Source organism: Sulfuricella denitrificans skB26, assembly GCF_000297055.2.
Classification (GTDB): Bacteria; Pseudomonadota; Gammaproteobacteria; order Burkholderiales; family Sulfuricellaceae; genus Sulfuricella; species Sulfuricella denitrificans.
This window is the reverse complement of sequence record NC_022357.1, coordinates 1,315,126-1,338,792: the sequence shown is the minus strand read 5'-3', so window position 1 is coordinate 1,338,792 and position 23,667 is coordinate 1,315,126. Positions and strand designations below refer to the sequence as shown.

General features: G+C 54.7%; 21 protein-coding genes. All 21 read right to left on the bottom strand.

Annotated elements, in window-relative coordinates:
* Nucleotides 1-39: 39 nt before the first annotated feature.
* Nucleotides 40-693 carry a polysaccharide biosynthesis/export family protein gene (locus tag SCD_RS06580; RefSeq protein WP_198408614.1) on the bottom strand — a complete coding sequence of 218 codons (654 nt, stop codon included), beginning with the start codon at nucleotides 691-693 and terminating at the stop codon, nucleotides 40-42.
* Between the two features lie 141 nt (nucleotides 694-834).
* The gene (locus SCD_RS06575; RefSeq protein ID WP_009205894.1) at nucleotides 835-1,635 is read right to left on the bottom strand and encodes a type II secretion system protein N; all 801 of its coding nucleotides are present in this window, start codon (nucleotides 1,633-1,635) and stop codon (nucleotides 835-837) included.
* Nucleotides 1,632-2,129, bottom strand: a complete 498-nt coding sequence (gspM, locus tag SCD_RS06570) for a type II secretion system protein GspM (RefSeq protein WP_009205895.1) — start codon at nucleotides 2,127-2,129, stop codon at nucleotides 1,632-1,634. The genes SCD_RS06575 and gspM overlap by 4 nt, the downstream gene beginning before the upstream one ends.
* Nucleotides 2,126-3,403 carry a type II secretion system protein GspL gene (gspL, locus tag SCD_RS06565; protein ID WP_009205896.1) on the bottom strand — a complete coding sequence of 426 codons (1,278 nt, stop codon included), beginning with the start codon at nucleotides 3,401-3,403 and terminating at the stop codon, nucleotides 2,126-2,128. Before gspL ends, gspM begins: the two co-directional genes overlap by 4 nt.
* A 145-nt stretch (nucleotides 3,404-3,548) precedes the next feature.
* Nucleotides 3,549-4,493: a type II secretion system minor pseudopilin GspK gene (gene gspK / locus SCD_RS06560; RefSeq protein WP_009205897.1), complete on the bottom strand. Its 945-nt coding sequence runs from the start codon at nucleotides 4,491-4,493 to the stop codon at nucleotides 3,549-3,551.
* A complete protein-coding gene (gspJ, locus tag SCD_RS06555) occupies nucleotides 4,490-5,143 on the bottom strand; it encodes a type II secretion system minor pseudopilin GspJ (RefSeq protein ID WP_009205898.1) in 654 nt (217 codons plus the stop codon). Before gspJ ends, gspK begins: the two co-directional genes overlap by 4 nt.
* A gap of 2 nt (nucleotides 5,144-5,145) precedes the next feature.
* Entirely contained in the window at nucleotides 5,146-5,517 is a 372-nt protein-coding gene (gene gspI, locus SCD_RS06550) for a type II secretion system minor pseudopilin GspI (RefSeq protein WP_009205899.1), read from the bottom strand.
* Complete coding sequence (locus SCD_RS06545) at nucleotides 5,510-5,989, bottom strand: GspH/FimT family pseudopilin (RefSeq protein ID WP_041673365.1); 480 nt, start codon at nucleotides 5,987-5,989, stop codon at nucleotides 5,510-5,512. Before SCD_RS06545 ends, gspI begins: the two co-directional genes overlap by 8 nt.
* 7 nt (nucleotides 5,990-5,996) lie before the next feature.
* A complete protein-coding gene (gspG, locus tag SCD_RS06540) occupies nucleotides 5,997-6,434 on the bottom strand; it encodes a type II secretion system major pseudopilin GspG (RefSeq protein WP_009205901.1) in 438 nt (145 codons plus the stop codon).
* Between the two features lie 134 nt (nucleotides 6,435-6,568).
* Complete coding sequence (gene mrtJ, locus SCD_RS06535) at nucleotides 6,569-7,054, bottom strand: JDVT-CTERM system glutamic-type intramembrane protease MrtJ (protein ID WP_009205902.1); 486 nt, start codon at nucleotides 7,052-7,054, stop codon at nucleotides 6,569-6,571.
* Nucleotides 7,054-8,268, bottom strand: a complete 1,215-nt coding sequence (gspF, locus tag SCD_RS06530; RefSeq protein ID WP_009205903.1) for a type II secretion system inner membrane protein GspF — start codon at nucleotides 8,266-8,268, stop codon at nucleotides 7,054-7,056. The genes mrtJ and gspF overlap by 1 nt, the downstream gene beginning before the upstream one ends.
* Nucleotides 8,255-9,766, bottom strand: a complete 1,512-nt coding sequence (gene gspE / locus SCD_RS06525) for a type II secretion system ATPase GspE (protein WP_009205904.1) — start codon at nucleotides 9,764-9,766, stop codon at nucleotides 8,255-8,257. Before gspE ends, gspF begins: the two co-directional genes overlap by 14 nt.
* Nucleotides 9,767-9,873: 107 nt before the next feature.
* Nucleotides 9,874-11,937 (bottom strand): type II secretion system secretin GspD, encoded by a 2,064-nt coding sequence (gspD, locus tag SCD_RS06520; protein WP_198408613.1) that lies wholly within the window; start codon nucleotides 11,935-11,937, stop codon nucleotides 9,874-9,876.
* 28 nt (nucleotides 11,938-11,965) lie between these two features.
* Nucleotides 11,966-12,718 carry a type II secretion system protein N gene (locus SCD_RS06515; protein ID WP_232504437.1) on the bottom strand — a complete coding sequence of 251 codons (753 nt, stop codon included), beginning with the start codon at nucleotides 12,716-12,718 and terminating at the stop codon, nucleotides 11,966-11,968.
* Between the two features lie 391 nt (nucleotides 12,719-13,109).
* Nucleotides 13,110-14,606 carry a class I SAM-dependent methyltransferase gene (locus SCD_RS06510; protein ID WP_148290750.1) on the bottom strand — a complete coding sequence of 499 codons (1,497 nt, stop codon included), beginning with the start codon at nucleotides 14,604-14,606 and terminating at the stop codon, nucleotides 13,110-13,112.
* Nucleotides 14,607-15,246: 640 nt separating this feature from the next.
* Entirely contained in the window at nucleotides 15,247-16,104 is an 858-nt protein-coding gene (locus tag SCD_RS06500) for a VPLPA-CTERM sorting domain-containing protein (protein ID WP_148290749.1), read from the bottom strand.
* A gap of 119 nt (nucleotides 16,105-16,223) precedes the next feature.
* Complete coding sequence (locus SCD_RS06495; protein ID WP_021035814.1) at nucleotides 16,224-17,492, bottom strand: VPLPA-CTERM sorting domain-containing protein; 1,269 nt, start codon at nucleotides 17,490-17,492, stop codon at nucleotides 16,224-16,226.
* Nucleotides 17,493-17,648: 156 nt separating this feature from the next.
* Nucleotides 17,649-18,398 carry a VPLPA-CTERM sorting domain-containing protein gene (locus SCD_RS16385; RefSeq protein ID WP_009205910.1) on the bottom strand — a complete coding sequence of 250 codons (750 nt, stop codon included), beginning with the start codon at nucleotides 18,396-18,398 and terminating at the stop codon, nucleotides 17,649-17,651.
* Between the two features lie 569 nt (nucleotides 18,399-18,967).
* Nucleotides 18,968-19,786 (bottom strand): VPLPA-CTERM sorting domain-containing protein, encoded by an 819-nt coding sequence (locus SCD_RS16835; protein WP_009205911.1) that lies wholly within the window; start codon nucleotides 19,784-19,786, stop codon nucleotides 18,968-18,970.
* A gap of 487 nt (nucleotides 19,787-20,273) precedes the next feature.
* Entirely contained in the window at nucleotides 20,274-22,127 is a 1,854-nt protein-coding gene (locus tag SCD_RS06480; RefSeq protein ID WP_009205912.1) for an Ig-like domain-containing protein, read from the bottom strand.
* 129 nt (nucleotides 22,128-22,256) lie between these two features.
* Nucleotides 22,257-23,591, bottom strand: a complete 1,335-nt coding sequence (locus tag SCD_RS06475; protein ID WP_009205913.1) for an OmpP1/FadL family transporter — start codon at nucleotides 23,589-23,591, stop codon at nucleotides 22,257-22,259.
* Nucleotides 23,592-23,667 lie beyond the last annotated feature (76 nt).

Sequence of the window (23,667 nt, the reverse complement as noted above, 5' to 3'; positions counted from 1 at the left end):
AACCCTTCAACCATTGGTTCACGCAGCGACACCTTCGACTCACGGCACCACCACCACGTCGCCACCCTTAAGCTGAATATTCTGCTCCAGGTCTTCACCATTTTTCACGTCGGAATAACGGAATGGAAACACGATGTCCTTTCCGCCTTCCTTGCGCATGATTTTGATGCCGTTCTCTGCGGCAAATGGCGTCAACCCTTTAGCCATGCTGAGCGCCTGAAGCACATCAACATAACGGCCGGCCGGAAACTCGCCGGGATTGTTCACTTTCCCGATGACATAAATTTTATTGCCGCCCACCTTCAGAAACGCAATCGACACCACCGGATCAGGAATAAACTTTTCCAGGCGCTGCGCAATCTCTTTCCGCAACTGCCCTGCCGTTTTTCCAGCAGCCTGAATCTCTCCGATCAAGGGGAAAGACACGCCGCCATCGGGCCGAACCAGCACTTCCTTTTTGAGCCCTTCTTCTTTCCAGACAGAAATTTCCAGAACATCCTCCGGACCGATCTGGTAGCCCGAGTCCACCTCCTCGACAACCGGCTCAACCTTTGCTGCCGCATCCATGGCGACAGGCTCAAGCTTCACCACTTCGACCGGCGCCTGCTCTACTGGCTGTTCTGCCAAGGCGGTGAAGCTCAGAATCATTCCAAGAACGATGGCGGGTAATATTCCTGCAAAATTTTGTTTCATCTTGTCGACCTGTATTTGTCTGAAATCACACTCAGGCATCCCTGCCTGATGCAAACATACTATCATTAGTTTTGTGTCATATAAATGACAATTCCGACTCGGAATTGGAAAAACTTCCTTTTCGTTATTCGCACCTGCTATCTATTTTCTCAACTTAACATGAGAAATTGCAATCTGATAGACGTCATTGCTCTGCTCGCTACCCAATAACCTCAGAAAATCCCGCAGCTCGACTTTTTTGGACGGGTCGCCTAGCGCTGTTCCGCGAAAGCTCAACCCGTCACTCACCGACCATTCCCCTTTGCCGACCAGACGCAACACCCCAGATATCGTGGACACACTGATCTTCGCAATTTTCTGATCGCCCTGGATGTTCACCCGATAGTCACCGAGCGGATTGACCTGACTCAGGCCCAGAGAGGCATCGCGCCATTCCAGTTCAGCCGTACCACGAACACCTTGCTGACTGAGGGTAAATTCATCTGTGCGGATTTTCAACGCTCCATTCGGCTTCCAGGTTTTCCAGGTCGGCATGAACTCAGACAGGAGCGATACCGGCATAGTGGCTCTCATCTGGTGCAGGCGCAACTTGCCGAATCCTGCCGCAATAATGCTGCTGGAGGCATTCTGCCCATCCGCCACTTCCACCATCGCCGCCAGTTCCAGCTTCAATAAGGGCAAAAGAAGAATTTCCCAGTTGACACTACCCATGGACTTAAGCCCGCCATCCGCCGCTTTGATCATCAGCTTCCGGGCCTTCCCATGCCATAACCCGCCTTCCGGCTGCACCAGAAAAACCCTATTATTGGTCAGGTGCGTCAGCATCCATTCCATCATGCTCGCTGGCGCAGTGACAATCAGGCTCGCCACGTACAGACCGATCCCCGCCAGCGCGTAAAGCGGGCGGCGATTGCGCGGCAAACCGGTTGCTTCAGCTATCATCCCGACTTCCCGGCCAGCACTGCCTTGATCCTGACCATGCCCGACTGCGGCAATGCCTCGACCTGACAGGACTCGAGGCGTATCCGATATTGCTCCTGCAGGTGCCCCAGCCACCTGACCCAACTATCGAAGGGAACCGTGGTCATCGAGATGCGGATACGCCCGTCGCCCTCCACACTGACTTGACTCATGCTGTCACGCAGCTTGAAGGCAACTGCCGAATTCTCAACTGCGCTGCGTATCCCGCCATTCTGCGATGAAGCCGCTGCAGGCAATGTTTTCAGCCTGGCCACTTCAGCCGCGTTTAAACGCAACTGCTCTGCACTCGCCCTTAACTGCGGCAGGTTGGCGCGCAATTTCTGGCGATCATGAACGAGTGGCTGCCAGACATAAAAAAACAGCACCCCGACCAGCAACAAGCCGAAACCACCGCCGATCAGCCAGCGCTCGCGCGGGGATGCCTGCATCCAGAATTGCTGGAACCTTTCTTTCATAAGCCCTCCCCCTTCAGCATCAGGCGTACTATCGCACCACCCGATTTTGGCGTTTCCACTTTTTCAATATCGGCCTTCATTCCGGCAGACTGGAAACGGCCTCGCATTTGCTCAGGCGTTTGTGAGCCGCGCAGCTGCACGTCAATCTTCAGGACGCCCTTCTCGTATTGAATGGTCTGGATAGAAACCGGCTCCGGCCGAGAGAGAACGGGAGCTGCTTTAGCCAGAACCGGCAGGAAATCCGCAGGATCGGACAAACCTTGCGTATGCCGCAACTCAGCAAGATTACGCTGCATTTGCAGGGGGGCGTCCACAACCACTTTGGCTTCCGGAAAGGCTTGGCGGAAGGCCTTTTGCATGTCGGTATCGAGCTGACGCTTTTCGTAGCTCAGCATCATCCAGTCGGCCAGGCCGCCACCCAACTGCAGCGCAACAACAATACCCGCCAATATCAGGGGAATGCGCAGTCGCTGCCGCAAGTCCGGCTCGAATCTTGCCGGAGCAAACTCACCTTGCAGCAGGTTGACCCCTTTCTCCATGCCGTACGCAGCCACAGACCAGTCCCATGGGTCGGCGACCGCCACCTTGATGCCCAACCGGGTTGCCCAGCTTTCCAGATCAGGCTGATTGGAGCCTTCGGCGAGCAGTAAATTGATTTTTCTGGGCGCACTGCCTTTTACCGCCGCTTCCTTCGCCGCCAGCAACAAACCTAAAGGAGGAACCTCGGCACTACCTCCATCCAGAGACTGCCCCGACACCATACCCGTGCGCACGAAACCTTCCAGCCCGTTCCAGACAACCGTCCACGTCCCCAGAGGCACTGCAGGCATCAAGGTTTCAGGCCACATTCGCCAGGGAGGCAGGCCTGCGCTTTGCAGTGCCCCGATGACGCGCTTCATCCACGCCTTGTCGATCACCGCCACCACCGTTTCACCGCCAGGAAGTTGAGGCCCTGCAGCTACATGGATGGAATCGGGGTCGTACATCAGCTTCTCTTCCACAATATAGGGAAGTAACTGGAACATTTTTCGGCGGTTACGTGTAGGCACTTTCACCTGAGCCAAAAGCACCAGGCTCGACGGCACCACAACCTGAACGCTATCGGCCCTGGGCATGGCTTCCAAAGGCCCTTCACCACGACGCAGGACGCTCCCCACCGAATCGCGCAACACCCAGCGACACGCCTCGCTTGCCTGCACATCGAGTGAAGCAGGCGTCAGCGAGGCAGCGTCTCCGGTGAAATGCTCAGGGATGTGAATCTGCAGAAGCGACAAGAACTTTCCTTTTTAAAAACTACGTTTCACCGCAAAGGACGCAAAGTAACGCAAGGTAACACCTCTACATTTTTCTTTTCTTTGCATACCCTTGCGTCCTTTGCGGTGAAATATAACGTCGATCATACTGAAGCAGAGCACCAAGTCAGTTGGTTTTTTTCCAGACCACCACAGGCCACTTTTCCCCCTGCCTCGCCAACAAGGCCTTGTAGCCGGATTGGGCGCGGCCGAAGTTGGCCAGACTCGTCACCATGAAATATCGGCTGTTCACGCTAAAATCATTATCCCGAATCTGCGTCACCTTGGTTGCCGGCAGGTGCGCCCGAAAGTCGGCCTGATCCTGAAAATAGCTGGACTTTCTTGCCTCCACCAGCGCTTTTGCGTCACCCAGGGACATATCCTGAAACAATGCCGCCAACACTTCCGCCGGCGCCGTATTCACATTGACCGGCGTCGGTTCAGGCAAGGCCGTCACAAAAGGGCGCAAGCGCTCAACCATCTCAGGAGCAAACCCCTTGACCCGATACAGGTTGCCTACCTCGACCATCATCCGGTTTGCTGCCCGGTATGAGGGATCCATGGCCAAATAATCGAAGTCTTCGGCACCACCCGGATAGGTCGTCTCGGAATCCGCATCAATCCAGTCCACTACGGCATTAGCCAAATTAACCGGCAGAGCAAGCAGTTCCAGCAAGCGCTGGAAAATGGCCAGATCCGTCTGGCTAGCCTTGCCGTTGCGCACCAGGTTATTGAGATTGAACAAGCCCTGCTGATCGGCTACACTCCCGGTTACCTGGCCATTCTCAACCGGCAGCGGCGCCAGCACCGATGCCCATTTTTCACCCAGATGATCGACATTATTATTGCGCGCATCGTCAGCCAGAACCGCCCGTGCCCAGTCAATTGCCGCGCGGGCAACGGCTTGCGCCTGAGCCTGGTCGCGCAGATTCTCTACCTGTCTTACCCATATCTGCTGCTGCCAGGCCATGAATGCGGCCATGCTGGCAGCCAGCGCTACGATCAGAATCACCGTAATGAGTGCGACGCCCCGCTCTCTTGCGCCATTACGGGGATCAGGCTGAACATTCATGGCGCGAACATCCGGGTCACCTGCTCACCCGATTCCAGACCGAGCCTGACCTCGACCGCTCGCGGCAAGACGATATTCTGCCCGATTACCGGCCAGTTTGTCTGCCAGACTCCCTTATCGTCCAGATAGCGCACCACAAAGATTGATACATTGCCCAGCGCCTTACTAACCGTGGGGCGCGTATGCGGTGCCTGATCCAGCACCGGCCAAACCAGCAACTCAATGTTCTTGTCGCGCAAACGATAGCCTAAGCGCTGCAAATCTCCCAGATGCCCCTGCTGGCCGGGAAAACCCATGCGCGTGAATATCAGCTGGGCATCATTCTCGCCAACCACATCCGGTTTTCCCAGAAAGGCGGGGGCTAGCAGATCGCCGCTGTCGCGAACCGGACGGTCAACGGCATTGGTCACACCCTCTTTCATCTGAGCGAAAAATACCGCCAGTTCGCGCCACTTCCGATTATCGACCATCAAGTGCTCGCGCGTTTCCAGCACCGCATTCAATCCCCGGTATGCCACCACCGACATCACGGAAAAAATGGCCAGCGCCACCAGAAGCTCGATCAGGGTGAAGCCATGCAGCGTGAAAATCGCGCGCGGGCTACGGGCACGTTTTTTTGATCTGCTCGTTGCAATGCTCGCCCCTAGCATTCTCAATCCTTGCCCCGTCCCAGATACCCTACCAGTTGCGCCAGGGCATGCTCACCATGATCGCGTGCGTACACTTTGATTTCAATCCGGCGAAACGCAGTATTGGGCGTATTGGCAACGCGTTCTTCCCATCGCAGGGGTAATCCCGCCTGCTCAGCCTCACCGCTTTTTGTCCCGAGATCGGGCCATAGCGGTTGGGAGGTATGCTCCGCCAGACGATTCTCCGCAACCCAGCTCGCCAACAGCCGGAGCTTGAGTTCATGGGAACTGTCAGCCATCTGTGCGGATGCACGTGCCACTGCCGCCATGGCAATGGCCAGAATAGCCAGCGCAATCAACACTTCCAGCAGGGTAAATCCGTTTTCCTTATTCATCGTTCTTCAGCACAAGCTTACCCAGGTTGTCGCCCGCAATCGACACGCGACTGGTATTCAACACAAGATCGAGTTTGAACGGCATATTCATCCCGCCCGGTGAAAAAATCAGGCGTTCATTCATGGCCGCCTTCACCGAGTTGATTTGCAATTCCGCGAGCGTCACTCCTGTCGCTAGATCGCGATCACGGAACAGATCATCCCCGCTGACGGTTGCCCACTTACCTTTATCGTCCTTGCGCCAGAAACGGGTTTTATCTCCCTCGACCGACCACGCAATTTCCTTTCCGCTGATGATCGCCTCATCGCGTGCCTGTTCGAACAACAGCGCCAGTTTCTGCGCCTCTGTCGTCAGCACGCGCTTATCGTCCGGAACGAGATTGATGCTGATCATGGCCACAGTAATGCCGATAATCACCAGCACCACCAGAATCTCAACCAGAGTAAAGCCGGCCTGGCGCAAGACATTCATTTTGGAATTACAGGTTCCACGACCCGATATCCGCATCATTGCCTTCACCGCCGGGAGCACTATCCGCACCCAGGCTGAACACGTCGATTTCGCCGTGCGTACCCGGATTCAAATACTGGTAATCATGGCCCCAGGGATCTTTCGGCAGGCGGTCGAGATAACCGCCGGATTTCCAGTTTGGCGGGATCGGAGCGCCCGTCGGCTTTACCACCAGCGCCTGCAAGCCCTGATCCGTCGCCGGATAGCGGATATTATCCAGTCGGTAAAGCTTGAGCGCCTGACCCAGAGCGGCAATATCCTGTTTTGCGGCAATCACGCGCGCCTCATCGGGCCGACCCATGACTTTCGGAACAATCAGCGCTGCCAGGATGCCCAGAATCACCACCACGATCATAATTTCGATCAGGGTAAATCCGGATTGCCGGCACTTCGAAATACACTCCATTTACAACCTCCTACCGTTAAGTCCAACACTCCCTCCCCCTTTATGAGGGAGGGCTGGGGAGAGGGTGAGAAATCAATCATTACCCTCACCCCTACCCTCTCCCGCAAGGGGAGAGGGGGTTAATCAGGGCCCTATTAGGGAGAGGAAATGTATCTCCCCAAGCAAAAAAACCCCATATTATAATAAACATGCAGCGCCAACGATGGGTAAATGTTCCCAACCCTGTCGCGAAAATGTCCGAATACCAGCGAAGGCACGAACACGGCAAGAGCCCAAAGCGGTGGATGGTAAAACGCATGGGCCAGCACAAACAGCACCGATGTCAGCAGATTTGCCTGGGTCATGCCCCAACGCTTTTTCCCGCCCCAGGTGCGCAGCCGGAATTGCCCCTGAACGACCCCTCTGAACAGCAGCTCTTCCAGCACCGGCTGCCCTATCACCAGAGACAGAAAAAGGGGAACATTCGCTGTGAGGGAAAACGTCGGAAGCAAGCCCGGGGAAATCTGCCAGAATGCCAGCCAGACCACCATTCCCGCCAGCAGCGCCAACATGAACTGGCGATCGCGGTAAAACGGACGATACCCGGCAAGCCCCACATCCGCCAGCAGCCCGTTGAGCATCAATGCACCAGCTGATTCATCTCGAATATCGGCAACAGGATCGCCAGCACAATCACCAGCACCACCCCTCCCATCAGCAGAATCAGCAGGGGCTCAAGCAAGCCGGTCAGGGTCGCGACACGGGTTTGCATTTCCTGGGATTGCTGCACCGCAATGCGCTCCAGCATCTGATCCAGCGTGCCGCTGGCTTCGCCGCTGGCGATAAGGTGAATCATCACCGGCGGAAACATTTTTCCGTGCGCCAGCGAGCGGCTAAAGCTGCCACCCTCCCTGACCATGCGCACGGTTTCTTCCAGCGCCTTGCGCATGGGCAGGTTGCCCAGCACTCCCGCCCCGGCCTGCAATGCCGTCAACAGCGGCACCCCGCTACCGACAAGGATGGCCAGTGTGCTGGCAAGGCGCGCGGTATTGATGCCGCGGATCAATCTTCCAATCAGCGGCAAGCCCAGCAGCCACAGATGAAAACGGTAGCGTACCGGCTCGTGCTTGAGCGCCCTGCGCGCACCCCATGCACCCGCAGCAAGGGCTGCCAACCAGATGAACCAGGTACTGCGCAGAAAGCTGCTCAGGCCAATCAAGGCACGGGTGAGCAAAGGAAGCTGCTGGTGGGTATTCTGAAAAACGTTGACCACTTGCGGCACCACATAGGTTAACAGCCCGATCACAACCGCCACCGCAACCAGGGTCACCATGGCCGGGTAAATAAAAGCCAGCGCCACTTTTTGCCGCAACGCATGCCGGTCTTCCATGTAATCCGCCAAACGCAGCAGCACCTTGCTCAGCTGGCCGGATTGCTCACCGCTCTGCACCAGGGTTTGATACAGCTCCGGGAACACGCTGGGATATTTCGACAACGCTCGAGCCAAAGCATGGCCTGCGAGCACTTCACTGCGCACTCCAGCGAGTATTTGCCGCAGGTGCTGCGATTCGGACTGTTCGATCAAGGCATTCAGGGTCTGGTCGATGGGCAGGCCGGCATTCAGCAACGTCGCCATCTGACGGGTCAGCAAACTGAGCTCTGAAAGCGGCAGCCCGCGCCGCAGCGACCATCGCCACCCGCCGGAAACACTCTTTTCCGATAAAGCATCGACCCGTACCGCGATCAGGCCCTGCTCGCGCAGATTCGAGCGAACCTGGCGCGGCGTATCCGCCTCGATCACCCCTGTTCGGCTACGCCCATCGGAATCGATGGCTTCGTATTTAAATCCGGACATCTCTCGCCACGCGCAGCACTTCTTCCAGTGTAGTATCGCCGCTCGCCACCCAGCGCATCCCATCCTGCCGCAAGTCAATCAAACCCGCGCCCATTGCGTAATCGCGCAAGGACTGCTCGGATCCACCATCATGAATCATGCGGCGCAAGTTCGCATCCACGGACAGCAACTCATAAATACCTGTGCGCCCCCGGTAGCCGGTCATATTGCAGCTAGTACAGCCGGTGGCCGCATAAAGGGTCTGGGGAGGATGCGGCAAATTCAGCACGGCCAGCTCGGTCGCATCCGGCGCATAGGATCTGCGGCAATCCGGGCAGGTATGCCGCACCAACCGCTGCGCCAGCACACCCAGCAAACTAGAAGCCAGCAGGAAAGGCTCCACGCCCATATCGATCAGGCGCGTCACCGCACCGGCCGCATCATTGGTGTGCAGCGTGGCCAGCACCAGATGACCAGTAAGGCTGGCTTGAACGGCGATCTGCGCGGTTTCCAGATCGCGGATTTCACCGATCATGATCACATCCGGGTCCTGGCGCAGAATCGCGCGCAAAGCTCGGGCAAAAGTCATGTCGATGCGCGCATTGACCTGGGTCTGCCCGATGCCGTCCAGGTCGTATTCAATCGGGTCTTCGACAGTCATGATGTTGCGGGTGGCCGCATCCAGGCGCGACAGCGCGGCATACAGCGTCGTCGTCTTGCCCGATCCGGTCGGCCCCGTCACCAGCACGATGCCATGCTGCTGATGGATCAGGCTGTCCAGGCCAACCATGGTTGCGGCACCCATGCCCAGACCATCCAGATCGAGACGCCCATGCTGCTTGTCCAGCAGGCGCAATACTACGCGCTCGCCATGCCCCGTAGGCAAGGTGGACACGCGCACATCCACGGGGCGGCCCGCGATGCGCAGAGTAATTCGGCCATCCTGCGGCAAACGCTTTTCCGCGATATCCAGTTGCGCCATCACCTTGATCCGCGATACTACGGCTGCATGCAGGGAGCGCTGCGGTTCGATCACGTCGCGCAACTGGCCGTCAACGCGAAAACGCACGACCGAACGCGTTTCATAGGGCTCGATATGAATGTCCGAGGCCTTCTCGCGCAAGGCTTGTGTCAACAGCGCGTTGATCAGGCGAATGATCGGGGCATCATCTTCGACATCCAGCAAATCGCCGATCACAGGAAGGTCCTGAGTCAGCTGCTGCAAGTCAAGATCCTGTTCCATATCGTCCATCAGGCGCGCAGCGTGATCGTCCGCGCGTGCATAAACCTGGGCAAGGCACTGCTCGAAAACGGCCGGTTCAAGCACCACCGTATGCAACGGCCGTCCTAGAGTTCTGCGGGTCTCGGCCAGGGTTTCTGCCTGCAAGCCATCGCGCACCCAGACCTCGATCTCGATACCAAGCTGGCGCACCGCGATCACGCCCTTGCTTTTGGCGACATGGTAAGGCAGAAGCTGCGTGATCTTGGGATCGGGAGTGGAAAGTTTTTGATTGGGCATGGCGTGCTATTGAGAGTTTCCTGGAAATTAAGGACCCATCCCCTTCAAAGGGGTGAGTGGAAATGGGCTAAGTCGGCGAACCGACCTACCACCATTCTGTCCTTCCGTCAGGGTGAAGGAACCACATCAGCCTGCTTAGGAGGAGCCACCATTTCCTTCGCATCATTCACCTTACCGGCTTCTTCCTTTTTCTTCTTCAATTCCGGCAACTGAGGCGCGACAATATCCGGCAGAAGCAAATGCGACCCCATCTGGGTCTTGCTCTGAACATTGCGAATATAGTCGTAACGGTCGCCAGTCAATGACTCGGAGGCAACAGAATTACGCAATACCACTGGCCGCAGGAAAACCATCAGGTTGGTTTTGACATGCTTGCGCTTTTCGTACCTGAACAGGCTGCCCAGAATCGGGATATCGCCCAACCCGGGTACCTTGTCGACGCCATCCTGCACATCGTCCTGAATCAGGCCGCCCAGCACGATGATTTCCCCATCATCCACCAGCACTGTCGACTCAATGGAACGCTTGTTGGTAATAATGCCGGCCTGGTTGGTCGTATCCTGAATACTGGACACTTCCTGCAAAATCTGCAGCTTGACCGTACCTCCTTCAGCCACTTGCGGCTTGACCTTCAAGGTCAGGCCCACATCCTTGCGCTCGATGGTCTGGAATGGATTGACCGAAACCGACCCGCCCGTAACGGCAGCCGCCTGGGCATAACTTCCGGTGATAAAGGGAACGTTTTTACCGATAACGATCTTGGCTTCCTCGTTATCCATGGTCAGCAAGTTGGGCGTGGAAAGAATATTCGCGTTCACGTCCGATTGGAGCGCGCGTGCCAAGGCGGTCAGCCCCGCAATTTCCTTGCCGCCAACGGTAATCCGGCGCAGCAATCCCAGATTGAAGCCCGTCGCAGGCAGCGCCGACCCCGTAGCCAGGTTGACAATATTCGAACCGCCCGAGCCAAAATTAACCCCACCCACCACGGCGCGGTTGGCACTATCGCTGCTAAGCGGAGACTGCCACTGAATACCGAACTCCGCCGCCTTGTCCAGGGTCACTTCAGCGATCAACGCCTCGACAAACACCTGAGCACGACGCGCATCCAGCTTGTCGATGACTGCACGCAATGAGTTATAAATATTTTCCGGCGCGGTAATGATCAGCGAATTGGTTGAAGGGTCAGCCTGAACGATTCCAGCCCCGGCAGGCGCTTGCGCCCCTCCTGCGACAGGCGGCTGACCGGCCACGGCAGTCTGGGCGCTCCTGACTTCGCCGGAAAGAATCGCGCGCAGGGTTTCCGCCAGCTTGCTCGCTTCGGCGTTGCGTAAGTACACCACATGCATATTCCCAGAGTCGCTGGACGGCGTATCCATTTGCGTGACCAAGCTGCGCACACGGGTTATCTGAGCAGGATTATCGGAGCGAATGAGCAGGCTGTTGGTGCGAACATCCGGGGTAACCATAAACCGCAATCCGGGTTCGCCCGTGACCGCACCCGGCGCTCCAGGCGCCGTGGCCAAACCCTCCACCAGCAAACGGCTGAGCTGCTGCGCCAAATCCAGCGCCGACGCATATTTCAGCTTGATGACGACCAACTCGCCATTGCTGGGCTGGTCGATCGAATCGATGATTTTATTAATACGCTTTATATTATCCGCATAATCCGTGATCACCAGCGTATTGGTATTGGGATAAGCGGAAATCGTATTGTTTGGGCCGATCAGCGGGCGCAATACCGGCACCAGCTGGGCTGCCGACTCGTACTGGAGCGGGTAAACCTGGGTAACGATCCTGTCGCCGCTAACCGCCAGCGATTTCCCCGTCGTAATGCTGAAATTCTGTTTGGCATCCGCCTCGGGGACAATCTTCACTACACCCGACCCCTCCACTGCCGAAAATCCCTGCAAGCGCAACGCCGAAAGCAGAATCTGGTAAGTCAGGCTGCGGGGAACCGGCTTCGAGGAAACGATATTCACCGTGCCCTTCACCCGCGGATCAATCACAAAATTCTTGCCGGTGATCACCCCGACTGCCTTAACCACCGATTCGATATCGGCGTTCACGAAGTTCAGAGTAACCTGCTCCTCCTCGGCATGCGCAGACACCATCCCCAACCCGCACAACACGGCACCCATGACCAACCAGGCCCGGCAAAGCGCTTTACTCATATTTCCCCCCACTACTCTTTTTGAATTCTTATTGAATTGAATAAGTTAACGTTAAGGCCTTGCCGCCGCGCACGCCGTTGAGCCTGACCTGTCCCGACTGCTGCATTTGCTGATAGAACCGACCAATATCCTGATTGCTGGCCACAGGCCGATTGTTCAGTTGAACAACCACATCGTTCTGCTGCAAACCCAGCTTTTCCGCCAGACTGCCCCGCGGCGCGTATGCGACAAGCATCCCGCCTCCACCCGGTCGCGCAACAAATTCCCCCAAATTCATCAGCTGCTTTGGATCCTGCAACGCCTGATTCAACTCGTTTCTGGAAAAGCTATAACTGCCTGGTGAACGCGACTGAACATTCAACCTGAAACCTTCAACTTTGGAAATACCGCCAGACCCGGCTGCTCTGGATTCCAGGTTGAGCCGCTCGACCACCCCCTTGCGACGCACTTCCACGTAATCGGGATAAACAGCCACCAGCACCACACCAGGGGCAATCTCCATACCCCCTTTCACCGGCTGATCCGGCTTACCGTCCACGCTCAGAATGGCGAAGGCCGGCAAAGAGCCGATCGCCGCAAAAACCCCATGCAGTTTCAGGTTGGAAAACGTTGCAGGTTGCGATTCAGGCGCGCTACTTTCACCCGACGCGCGGCCGAAGAGATGAGAGGAAAAAACCGCACCAGCCGCCACCGGAGCAGACAGTAGCGCAGCATCGGCAGACATCCGCTTGGCTTTCGGGGTCAGCACCAGCCACGTCCATTGCGCCAGCAGCCAACACAACAGAACGACCAATCCACCCGATAACAACGTAGCCCATCGCGCATGGATAAATTGACGCAGTATTCGCTGAAAATCGGGGATTACGGACATATCCGAAAAGGATACCGCATATGGGTATTTATGGGAATCGCTATTGAGCATAGCGCTTACCCCGAGCTCAGTGCTGAAGTTCCTACAACAACAAGCCGGATAACTAACACGACGGGGCCAGCATAAAGCAACAATTGACACGCTGATGAGGGGAAATGGTGACAACCATTACACGGATTCGCACGCAGTGGTCTGTGTTTCTGGATCGAAGATCGGGTCTATCTTTCATTAATCCGGTGGTTCCATAACGTTCGCCGAGTTTTCTGCAGTTGTCAGTGACCGCGCCACCATAGCACCTCGGTCACACGTTCCGACGAACCCAGAACTTGTAGCAGTTCTCAAAGGTAATAGGGTGCCGGTTTTCGAATATCTCCCAATTACCTAGCGATGTCATCTCAGGATCGTCGGGATACTCGATACGATAAAGTGATTTCGACTCCGGGTAATCAAGCTCAAAACCGATAAAATCCAGATCCAACTCATCAAGCATCTGCTTGAGTTGGGGAATGGTTATATATATCTCATGTACATGAAAGGCCAGATCGCGGAAATTGCTCGCACTGTAGAACGACCAGGAATTCACAATCGGCTTCAATTGTGGGTCATCGGAGAGCATCAGATCCTGCCAGCATTTGCGCAGACCTTTGAGCGTGGATGGATAATCCCTAGCGGCAATATAGCTCCTTACCACCGCAACACTTTGCCGGGCAATCTTGCTGTACAGGCCTATTTGCATCAGCCCATCAGGTTTCAGCAAGCCACATAGCACCCGCCAACTCTCGACAATATCCGCCGTATGATGCAATACGCCGAAACAGTTTATTAAGTCGAACCTGCGCCCCAGACCACCCAAAGCCAGAATATCCCCTTGCAAAAACTCGATACCATTCAGTCCAAGTTGATCGGCTTTGCGTTTTCCATACGCCAGACTCGAGCGGCTCAGGTCCATCGCCAGAATGCGCGCCTTCGGAAACTGGCGAGCAAACAGCGCCGGTATCAATCCGGTGCCGCAACCAGCAACCAGGATATCAGGCGCATTTTGCCCACCAATCGCAAACGTGGCCGCGGGAAACAATCCTCGAACATAGGCCTGCAGAGAGTCCTCCCGGGCAACTCCGGGAAGATCAACCCAACGCGGAAAGGGATTTTCCTCATACTGCTTCCGGACGGTTTCAGATACTCCCTCGCGAACTTCGGCAATAACACCCAGCGTTTTCTTTATCGAATCCTCCATCATCAGATCGCGAATCTGCAATCCAATGAGCGAATCCCAAGGCATCGACCAGCGCCGTTCTGAAAAATCCGCGACATCACGCAACCGACACAATGGCATATATGCGCCAATCATCGCAAGCCAAGCGCCCAGCACAGTCTCGGCAGCAATCCCTTCAACCTGATCGACCAATATCTTCAGCCACGACAACTCCTGATCGGTTATGCTGAAAATGTATTCGTTATCGAAACATTGGGTGGCAAGTGCGGCGAGGAACTCATCGCACCCGAGTCCGGCAGATGAACCCATGCCGATGGACTCAACCATCTTCCCCAGCAAATGTCTGCGCAACGCAGTCAACAGCAACTCCATCTGCCGATCGGTAACGAGAGCGCCACGCAGCAGGCCAACCAAGAGCCGATCATTCAATATTGAAAGATCAATGTTGTCGAAGGACACCTCTGGCGCATCAAGCGTCATGCGCTGGTACAGTTCGCCGAACAACCGCTCCTGCGTCAAGGCGCTTATCACGGCATGAACCATATACGGTTTGTCCGAACCGCCTGATATCAGCGCGTTGGTCAAATCCGCACGGAGCGCCGCATCGACCTTTGATGTAAAACGAACGTCCTGCAGAAATCGGCTGAAATAAAACCACGATTCGGTATTTTTCGGATCGTTCCTTAACGACTTCCGGATTGAACCAAAAGCCGCGAAGACATTGCCCAGATCCGCCTGCTAAAGCGCTATTTGCCGATACACACGCGACCGTTCCTTTGCGCCGAACTTCCTGGTGAGTTTTGTGAGCTTCGATTCCAGGCCAGCAGAGGGACTGATCGCATAGGCGCGACTCAGGCTGTTGACTGCTTCATCCATGCGATCGACCTGCTGAGCTAGCCGAGACAACCCTTGCCAGGCAGCAAAGTTTTTATCATCAAATTGCAATACGCTACGGAATGCGAATTCCGATTCTTAAAACCGACCTGCCGTGCGTAATCTCTCGGCTTGTGCAATCAATTCATCCATTGAATTGGCGGTTGGATTGGTATGCAACAATTATAATGCTCCCGATATTTTTTACTCTAATGACGTGCTAATAAATTGACTAGTCGTCATTCCCACAAAAGTCGAAATCTATAAATAAATATAGAGCGCAGCGGACGTCGTGCTTTCGCCGGTACGACGAAAAAATCAGCACTTCCCTAATTTACATATTGAAATTGCGTTAGACAACCTGCTTGCGTCCCAAACTAATCAGCCCCAACAGGCCAGAAGCAAACAACCAGGCAGCAGCCGGAACAGGTACCGTGGTAGCTTCAACACCCGTCACTGTGATATTGAAAATTTCACTATACGCAGCACCATCGAAGCCGCCCCAATTACTACCCATGTTACCAGCAGACACGATCCTGCCAGTCCATGCACCTGCACCCGCAGCACTTAAAGCGCTGCCAGTCACATTGACCGAAGGAGACCCATCGAAACAATATGCTGCAGTAGAATTTCCCGTGGTGAAAGGAGTATATGCTCCTGTGCCCGGACAATATGTTGCCCATGCGCCATGAGAGTCGAGGTTCCACGCCTGCTCACCAAGAGAGTAAGCAGTAAATTGTCCGATGCCAGTTCGCCCCTCCAGATTCAGGGTCATGTTGCCACTATTGTCGATAACACCAACCGCATTCGTGGTATCCACCATGCGCGTATTGAAGTCACCCATAGCGGTGTACTTGTAGGTATCCATATGGAAACTGGTCAAATGAATCGTGTTGCCTTCCGCCCCTACCGTGAAATCCATCCATCCTATCCTGCCGTCGCCGGCAACCGCGCTGCCGATCCCATTGGTGGAAGCCATACTGTCGTTATCGGTGAAGTCGTCACTACCGATTCCGTTAACAGTGCATGACTCGCCAAATGCGTGGCAACCACTGGTTACCGTGATCGTTCCAGAGGAACCGGGCTGGAGAAATGCCGCCTGAGCGGCACCCAGAGAGAATGAACCAACGAGCGCAAGAACCATAGCCGTAATTTTCATCAATCCCTCCTGAAAGTAGAATGCATCTTTGATGATAGATTGATCACCCACGCATTGCTCGAATAACAGAAAGGAAAAGCAGTTACCGGGGATATTGATTTGACATTCGCGGAATTCAACATCAAGGGAGCAACGGCACCGATTACCTCGATGCCGCTGGTACCTTTAACTCAACTTGGCATGCGGCGGCGCGCCATGCCCAGCAGACCGATCAAGCCCGAACCCAGCAACCAGGCGGCTGCAGGAACCGGTACGGCTGCCAGGGAGGCGATGGCATAGTCTGAATGGCCGGTTGGATCAACATAGGTCAGCGTGCGCTGCCCATCGGCGCGCATGAGGAAAGCATAACCGGCGAAGAAATTCCCATAACATACCGCCCCGGCCTCCGGGCTGGCGCTTAGTGCCGAATTATAGGGGTCACAAAGCTGTTGGGTATCCTTACCTGCAATGGTGTAATTCCAGGTTCCATCCGCATTAAGATTTTTAACACCGGGCGAGAGGTAAGAATTCGCCTTGAGCCACACGCCCTTCGGTATCAGGCCAGCCCCCAGGAAAGATACCCGGTTCTTGTAAGCGGCATCCAGGGCCGCGCCCGACACTTCGCCGTTGGCATCCAGTGGGTTGATCTCGGGATTATTGTTGTTCATCACCGCGCTACCCGTGTAGTACTGGTCTCTGTCAAGGTTTACGACATAGCTGCCGTAACTGCGCATCACGAAGTCGGGTATGATTTGCGTGATCCCCCCCGCGAGCGACTGCCTGGCGTTACCCATGTACACATCCATGGACAAGTCGAACTTCACTTGACCCGCCATGACCTCCAGGGCATTCGGTCCGGTCAGTACGGACCCGCACCACCCGGTGGCATCAGAGGAGGCGTAGGGTTTGAAATTGATGTTGCTATCAATAATGGTCGAATTGTTAGCGGCACCCGTTGTGTCATGGTAGTTAAAAGTGTCGTAAAATTGAAAATTCATGTCATTTTTTGCGACCTGATAATTGCCCGCCTTATCGATCTGCATGTTATTGAAGGTGCTGCCTCCAACGGTGGTATACGTCCAGTGAAAAAAGTTCACCTGGGCATCCTGACTGGTATTGGGACGTACTGTGGTAGGCCCAAATTCGGCCATAGTGCTAGTGATTGCGGCATCGCGCGTTTTCCAATCCGGGTCCAGGGTAAGAACTTCTTGCCTCTGGCCGACTCGGCTGGAATCAAACCCGGTGATGCCGGTAACGGGCGAGGTGACCACAAAGTCATTGGCGCCTACCCCAGTCGGCCCTTTATAACCCCAGTCATTAAATGTAACCGTGCCGCCTGTGCCGCTGTAAAAGGCGGGATCATACGTCGTGACCCAATCTGTGGGCGTAGCCGCAAGCGCGTTGGTGCTGACCAGCAAAATCAGCAGGGGGCTTATCGTTGATATCGTTAAATGTCGCATGAACATGCTCCTCCAGATTTTAAATTTAATAGCTCTTAGCACCACGATAAACCAAGGCCTGATAATAAAAAAGGCAGATATCAGTGATGATATCCGCCTTTTTCAAAGCACTTAGACAAGGGCCAACGTCATAGCGCCCTCATCCAGACACAGCTCTTAGGCGACCTTGCGGCGACGCGCAACACCGACCAGACCGAGCAGGCCCGAGCCGAGCAACCAGGCAGCAGCAGGAACCGGCACAGCGGAAGGAGCTACACCTTGAACAATTGGACCACCGACGATCTGCATGTCGAACACTTCGGTGTAAGGAGTGCCTGCGAAGAACAGCCAAGGTGCACCAACATTGGAGGCGCTCACAGCTTTCACATTACCGCCCATGCTCAGCGCCGAACCCGTCAGGGTGCCGACGGCATTGGTCTGGCTACCGGAGGTAAAGGTGGCACCGACGTTCCACAGCTGCTCACCGATGGAACCGGTGAAGAACTGGGCGATACCGGTACGGCCGTTCAGGTTAAAGGACATGTTGCCCTGCCAGTCGATGTTGCCGCCCATGCCCGCAGTGTTCACTGCGCGGGTGCTGAACACGCCACCAGCGGTGCCCAGGTAGGAGTCCATGTTGTAGGAAGAAACGGTAAAGTTCACGCCGCCCATACCATCGGAGGTGGTGCTGATATTCATGAACCCGGCCTTGCCATCACCGGCAACGGAAGAACCAATTCCCAAAGTCATTGCATCGCCATTGTTGTCAACGAAGGCAGAAGTAGGAACAGCCGTGCAATTGCCGAAGGTGAAGCAGCTGGTGCCGGTGTTGACGTTCAGCGTGTAGTTATTGCCTGCAACCAGGGTAGCGGATTGAGCGGAACCGAAAGCCAGGGTCAGAGCAGTTGCCAAGATTAATTTTTTCATTATTCATTCTCCAGTTTGGTTTGGTGTAAACAACATAAATGCATGGTTCAACTTTAAGTGGCGACATTGCATTGCATCGCTAAGAACAGTTCCGTTTTGACTAACCGCTTCTAGTTCAAAGCTACCAACTCGCCACTTGCCGTAACAACATAAGCAAGCAGTGTGCCAGCTCGTTATTTTTATTGTTATTTCATTTATTTCATGATGTTATGAAATTCCAGTGGGCGTGTCATTAGTTACTAATATACTGAATCTGTAAAAACTTCCGACAAGTCTGCATACTTGAAATCTCTACCAGCCGCAGCCACGACATCTACTCTACGATGCAACACTCGTTATCTTATTATTTATAATTACAATACAGCAGGTTACTGAAATGCACACAAACCATGACCCCCGCTTTTGCCTGCCGAAACAATCTGTAATGTTTTTCGACAAGCCGCAAACAATCTGACCGCTCAACGATTTCAGCACCTTGTCAGGACGCCTGCAGGCGTTTGGCGCGAACTGCACAACACCCATGTACCGGCATATAGAAGGAATTTCCGGGGAGTTGGCGCAAACGGTTATTAAAGATTGTTGTATTTTTTAGGGTGTTTACGACGCGCCACACCAAATAAGCCCAGTATCCCTGAGCTGAAGAGCCATGCCGAGGCCGGAACCGGCACTGCCTGAATATGCACGCTAAAAATTTCAGCAAAACTTGTCGTCTCAAAATAGCCCCAATCAGAGCCGACATTACCCAAAGACACCAGCACGGCGTTGCCACTGTTATCCAGTCCCTGGCCAGTGAGACACGTATCTGTCGCCCCTGTGACATTGTTCAGGTTGCAGGACGTTCCCGTGGTGAAAGGGACATTCAGGCCTGTTCCCGTGTAACCAGGAATTCCGGCTGCATTGTCGGCGTAAAACGCTGTTCCCAGGCCGCCATTGTCAAACGCAGGAAAAAAGTTCATCACTCCCACGCGGCCGGTCAGATTGAAGGTAATATTGCCGCCCGCATCAATGTTGCCCCCCATGCCGGCAACACTATTTGCCCAAGTTGTTAAATCACCGCCAACGGATGGATAGGCATCCATGCTGAATGAATTCACCCCGAAATCACCCGATCCGTTTACGGTGATGTTGATTATGCCGGCGTATCCATCCCCTCCAATCGACGAACCTAGGCCACGCACCAGGGCACCATTGTCAGTCAGACCACAAAAAGGACTAGTACAAGCAGAACCATAAGAAAAACCAGACTTGAGTGCAGTGGTTGAATTGGCCCAAGTCTTGATGAACATGTTATACGTGCCGGCTGAAAGAGTCGCAGCTTGGGTACCACTGCAGCTGACCAACAGTACGGCAACGACAAACAGCGATCTTCCTGATTTGGATTTGTGCATGCCAGCTCCTTCTGGGTGGTAAAGTTATGTATACAATACATTCAGCATAGCAAACTTTTACAGAAAGGATTCCTGCAAATACGGACCTTTCGTGACCCAGCGTCAATAACTGATTCGGATGGTGCGGGTGTACGCCTAGCGCAATTCAGTGACCGTGAAGCACAGTTTTGCAGATGTCCGGGAATTCATTTGGCCGGGACGGGGTAATAGCAAAACTTCTGCTGGCTGCGGTGTGTCGGAGCATGCAGAAAGGCTCACCTGCTGGCGCGAGTCTTGTCAGCTGATAGGCTGAACGTTGCCAGAAGGCTTGCTACGGTCAGTTCATTACGGGGGTGGGAGTTGCTGCAATTACCCCGCGATTCGGCAATTCCCCATCTTTGAACCCCCGATTAAAAAAACAAAACCCCATCTTCCGAAAAAGGTGGGGTTTGTTAGCGATCTGAATCACCCTCTATGACGGGCGTCTCAAATTACTCAACAGCCAGCACTAGCTACGACGGCGACGCCAACCGACATAACCCAGGCTTGCAAGCAATGCAACCAGCAAGCTGGCATCCTTGCCGGATGGATCGACGGCGCAACCACCGCCACCACCAGAGACTCCCAAGGTTGAAGCGGTCGCACCGACAACCACATCAGCGTCACCCACTGGGTCGACAATGATGGTATTCGCCGCACCATCATCATCCAACGATCCACCGTCCACCACGTTAAGATCAATAGTTGTGGCATTCACTTCTAGATACTGGTTTGGCCCACCACCAACCGTAAGCAAAATATAGTCACCAGTTGACTGCTTGAACTTATAGAAAGCCTTGCCGGTGATTGTCCTCGGAAACACGATCCTGATCGTTGCTGCGCCGCCCGACGCCACCCCGTTCACCTTGTACTTCACGAAGCCGTTATTGAAGGTGACGCCTGAGGGCGGGGACTTGCCAAATCCGGCCGCCGTGCTCTGAGCGCTTGCAGCGCTAAGTGGCTCGGTCGAAACCATGTTCCCGCCCGTAACAGAGAGAGTGGCCCCACTCGCCACCAGTGAAGCCGGCACCTCAGTGGTGAAACTCCAAGCAGGACTAGCGGCCAGCGGATTGCCCGCACCGTCAGCCACGGCGCCGGCAGCCGGTACTGTCACCACGATGGTACTGCTATTCGGCAAGACTCCTGCGGTTGGAACAAAGGTAAACGTCTGGTTGCTGTTCGAAGCCTGAAACACCCCGGTCACTGCAACGCCGTTCGCTGCCACTGTCATCGCAGTTGCAGTAGAACCCGCCATTGGCTCGGAGAACGTAATGGCAATGGGTTGTGTATTCAAAGTGTTTACAGCCCCATTTACTGGCGTCAGCGCGCCAGAGATTATCGGCGCCACGACATCGTTGGCGAAATGGGTGGTAAACGACCAGGTCACTGCCGAGGCCAATGGAATACCCTTCGCACTTTTCGCACCTGTCGATATTGTCGCAATGTGGATCGTGCTCAACGCGAGTGCATTATGCGTGCAGGTGAATGTCTTATCCGAATTGGAAGCGACGATCCCAGTACAGATATTGACTCCGGCGTCGACGGTAAATGCGGACTGTACCGAAGCCACGTCCATCGCCTCGCTGAACGTGACTGCAATGGAAGTGGCCGCGTTGGGCGCCACCGCAGTTGCCAAGTTCGATGGCACCAGATCGGCTGGCGCGGCAACAGGTGTCGTGGCTGCGGCAATGCCATTCACGTTGAAGTTGGCGCTATACGCAGTGGCAGGTGATAGACCAAATGGGCCATCGACCATTTTAGCGCCGGCGAAGCCATCTGCATCAACGTCAAGTGAAACGCCATTCCACACGGTAGCCGTTGTAGCGCTCCCAGTACCAGTAAAAAACGGGGAAGATGTTCCGTTTTGAGCCCAGGACTTGTTCATATCCCACAACAACACCACATCGATGTTTGAGGAGGTGTTCCAGTCGAACAACATGTGTACGCCCACCTTGCCTGCAGGCACGGTCAGTGCGAGATTTGGACCTGTTCCGCATGAAGCGTTGCCGGCAGCGCAGCCGGCATTGAATACATAGGTACCCGGCGCATAGATATTGACATGGTGCGCAGTCCATGCAAAGCCAAAGAAGGGTGTTGGCGAGGCCAGTGTTGCGTTCCAGGTTCCGTCAGTCACCACCGTGGTGCGGTAGGTGCCGTCCCAGGTGAAGGTTACGTCGGTAGAGCCCCCAATTGTGCTATTGGCGGGGGAGAGCATGGTGAAGTTGTTGGTTGCACTACCATTGACTATGTCCGGTCCCATTGCTTGAGCCATGCCGCTACCGAGCAGCACAACAGCGCACAGGCTGGTAAATATCTTTTTCATACTACTTCTCCTAAATACTGACTGACCTTCAGCGGCTTGGCACAGCGGTTACGCCATTTGGCGCAACCCCGAGCGTCAGGCTGAACGCGTAAGCTCTTCAAAAATTTTATTCCGGCGAGTTTGGGCAAGTTAAAACTTCAACGTATACGCAAGGTCCCATGACTGCTGGCGCATTTGCATTCCAGCAAGACCCGCTTCCAGGGAAGGCCCCACTGTCTTGCCTTCGACTCTGACATTGGGAGCGTACATCCAGGCGAATGTTATCAATCCTTCGCTGCCGAACCCCAGGATGGACTGCTCGCCCATGCTATAGGTAAAGCCCGCCGTATAATGGGTTTCTGACGTAGCAGTCGCAAGCACCGAGAACAGGACTTGCTCTTGTCGAATCGGCATCTTTGCGTAATTGTAGCCTGCGCGGAGCGTCCAGTTATCATTGGGTTTATACGCCACACCCAGCTTGTAAACCGTTTGATCTTTCCAGCCAAAGCCCGCACCCTCAGGTGCTCCCAATGCGGTAGCCGTACCGGTAGTGCCCACGTTCAAATTGCCGGAGCTATCCGGCCCACTATTGGCAAAAGCCGGAACGTCAGAGTACTGAATTTTCTCCACATCAACTGCAACAGTCAGGTTCTCGACAGGCTTGATGCCTATACCGACGGCATAATTCGAAGGAATATCAAAACTTCCCCGCTCGGCAAACAAGCCCCTGTAATGCTCGAATTTCTGCATGTACACCTTGGTGGCATAGGTCGCTCCCAGGGTAACGCGTCTGTCGAAGTAATACCCCATCCAGCCTATCCGCGCACCCAGGCCATTGGCAAAATCATGTCCATTGTTCGTCAAATAGTCAGGACTCGCGGAAAAAGGCTTGAAAGTAGATATGCCCTGCGCAAGAAAGCGTTGACGCGCCGGAATAATCGAAGCACCCACGGTATTCGTTTCATTGACCTTGTATGCAGCCGTAATCGGAATAATCAACTGGACGAGATCCGTACCCAGATAATTTTCAGCGGAGAAAAAGTTATTACCAGCAGGTTCACCCGCCTTAAGTCCAGAACCCGGAGCAAATGTAACTCCGCCTCCACCGGCAGGCAAAGCGGCAAATCCGACTGTCAACTGATCGTTGAAAGGCCAGACAAACCCCATGGACGGCAATAGATACAGGTTAACTTCACTATCCACATATTCACCACTACCCGCCATAACAGTTGTCCCCGCAGCTCTGACCGGCCGAAACAAACCCGCGCCAATATCGAACTGGGGCTGAATGAACTCGCCCAGGCAGGCGGGGTTGCCACCCACGCACATCGAATCCTGCGGCGAGGTCACCCCTACCCCGCCCATGCCAATCGAGCCGGCGCCTGAACCGATCATAAAAGAGCCGTTGGTGGCGAAAGCGCTTGTTGAACCCGACAGTAAACCAACAATAGCGGCAGCCAACAAACGATTGGACTTGATACTCATGCTTCCTCCTGAAACGTCATTATTTTTTGTCATCCTGCCATCAATTAAGCAAAATAATGGGGGGCGGCTTCCCACC

Coding starts and splice junctions, on each gene's coding strand:
- SCD_RS06580 (WP_198408614.1), bottom strand. CDS start 693: ATGAAACAAAATTTTGCAGGAATATTACCCGCCATCGTTCTTGGAATG.
- SCD_RS06575 (WP_009205894.1), bottom strand. CDS start 1,635: ATGATAGCTGAAGCAACCGGTTTGCCGCGCAATCGCCGCCCGCTTTAC.
- gspM (WP_009205895.1), bottom strand. CDS start 2,129: ATGAAAGAAAGGTTCCAGCAATTCTGGATGCAGGCATCCCCGCGCGAG.
- gspK (WP_009205897.1), bottom strand. CDS start 4,493: ATGAATGTTCAGCCTGATCCCCGTAATGGCGCAAGAGAGCGGGGCGTC.
- gspJ (WP_009205898.1), bottom strand. CDS start 5,143: ATGCTAGGGGCGAGCATTGCAACGAGCAGATCAAAAAAACGTGCCCGT.
- gspI (WP_009205899.1), bottom strand. CDS start 5,517: ATGAATAAGGAAAACGGATTTACCCTGCTGGAAGTGTTGATTGCGCTG.
- SCD_RS06545 (WP_041673365.1), bottom strand. CDS start 5,989: ATGAATGTCTTGCGCCAGGCCGGCTTTACTCTGGTTGAGATTCTGGTG.
- gspG (WP_009205901.1), bottom strand. CDS start 6,434: ATGGAGTGTATTTCGAAGTGCCGGCAATCCGGATTTACCCTGATCGAA.
- mrtJ (WP_009205902.1), bottom strand. CDS start 7,054: ATGCTCAACGGGCTGCTGGCGGATGTGGGGCTTGCCGGGTATCGTCCG.
- gspF (WP_009205903.1), bottom strand. CDS start 8,268: ATGTCCGGATTTAAATACGAAGCCATCGATTCCGATGGGCGTAGCCGA.
- gspE (WP_009205904.1), bottom strand. CDS start 9,766: ATGCCCAATCAAAAACTTTCCACTCCCGATCCCAAGATCACGCAGCTT.
- gspD (WP_198408613.1), bottom strand. CDS start 11,937: ATGAGTAAAGCGCTTTGCCGGGCCTGGTTGGTCATGGGTGCCGTGTTG.
- SCD_RS06495 (WP_021035814.1), bottom strand. CDS start 17,492: ATGCGACATTTAACGATATCAACGATAAGCCCCCTGCTGATTTTGCTG.
- SCD_RS16385 (WP_009205910.1), bottom strand. CDS start 18,398: ATGAAAAAATTAATCTTGGCAACTGCTCTGACCCTGGCTTTCGGTTCC.
- SCD_RS16835 (WP_009205911.1), bottom strand. CDS start 19,786: ATGCACAAATCCAAATCAGGAAGATCGCTGTTTGTCGTTGCCGTACTG.
- SCD_RS06480 (WP_009205912.1), bottom strand. CDS start 22,127: ATGAAAAAGATATTTACCAGCCTGTGCGCTGTTGTGCTGCTCGGTAGC.
- SCD_RS06475 (WP_009205913.1), bottom strand. CDS start 23,591: ATGAGTATCAAGTCCAATCGTTTGTTGGCTGCCGCTATTGTTGGTTTA.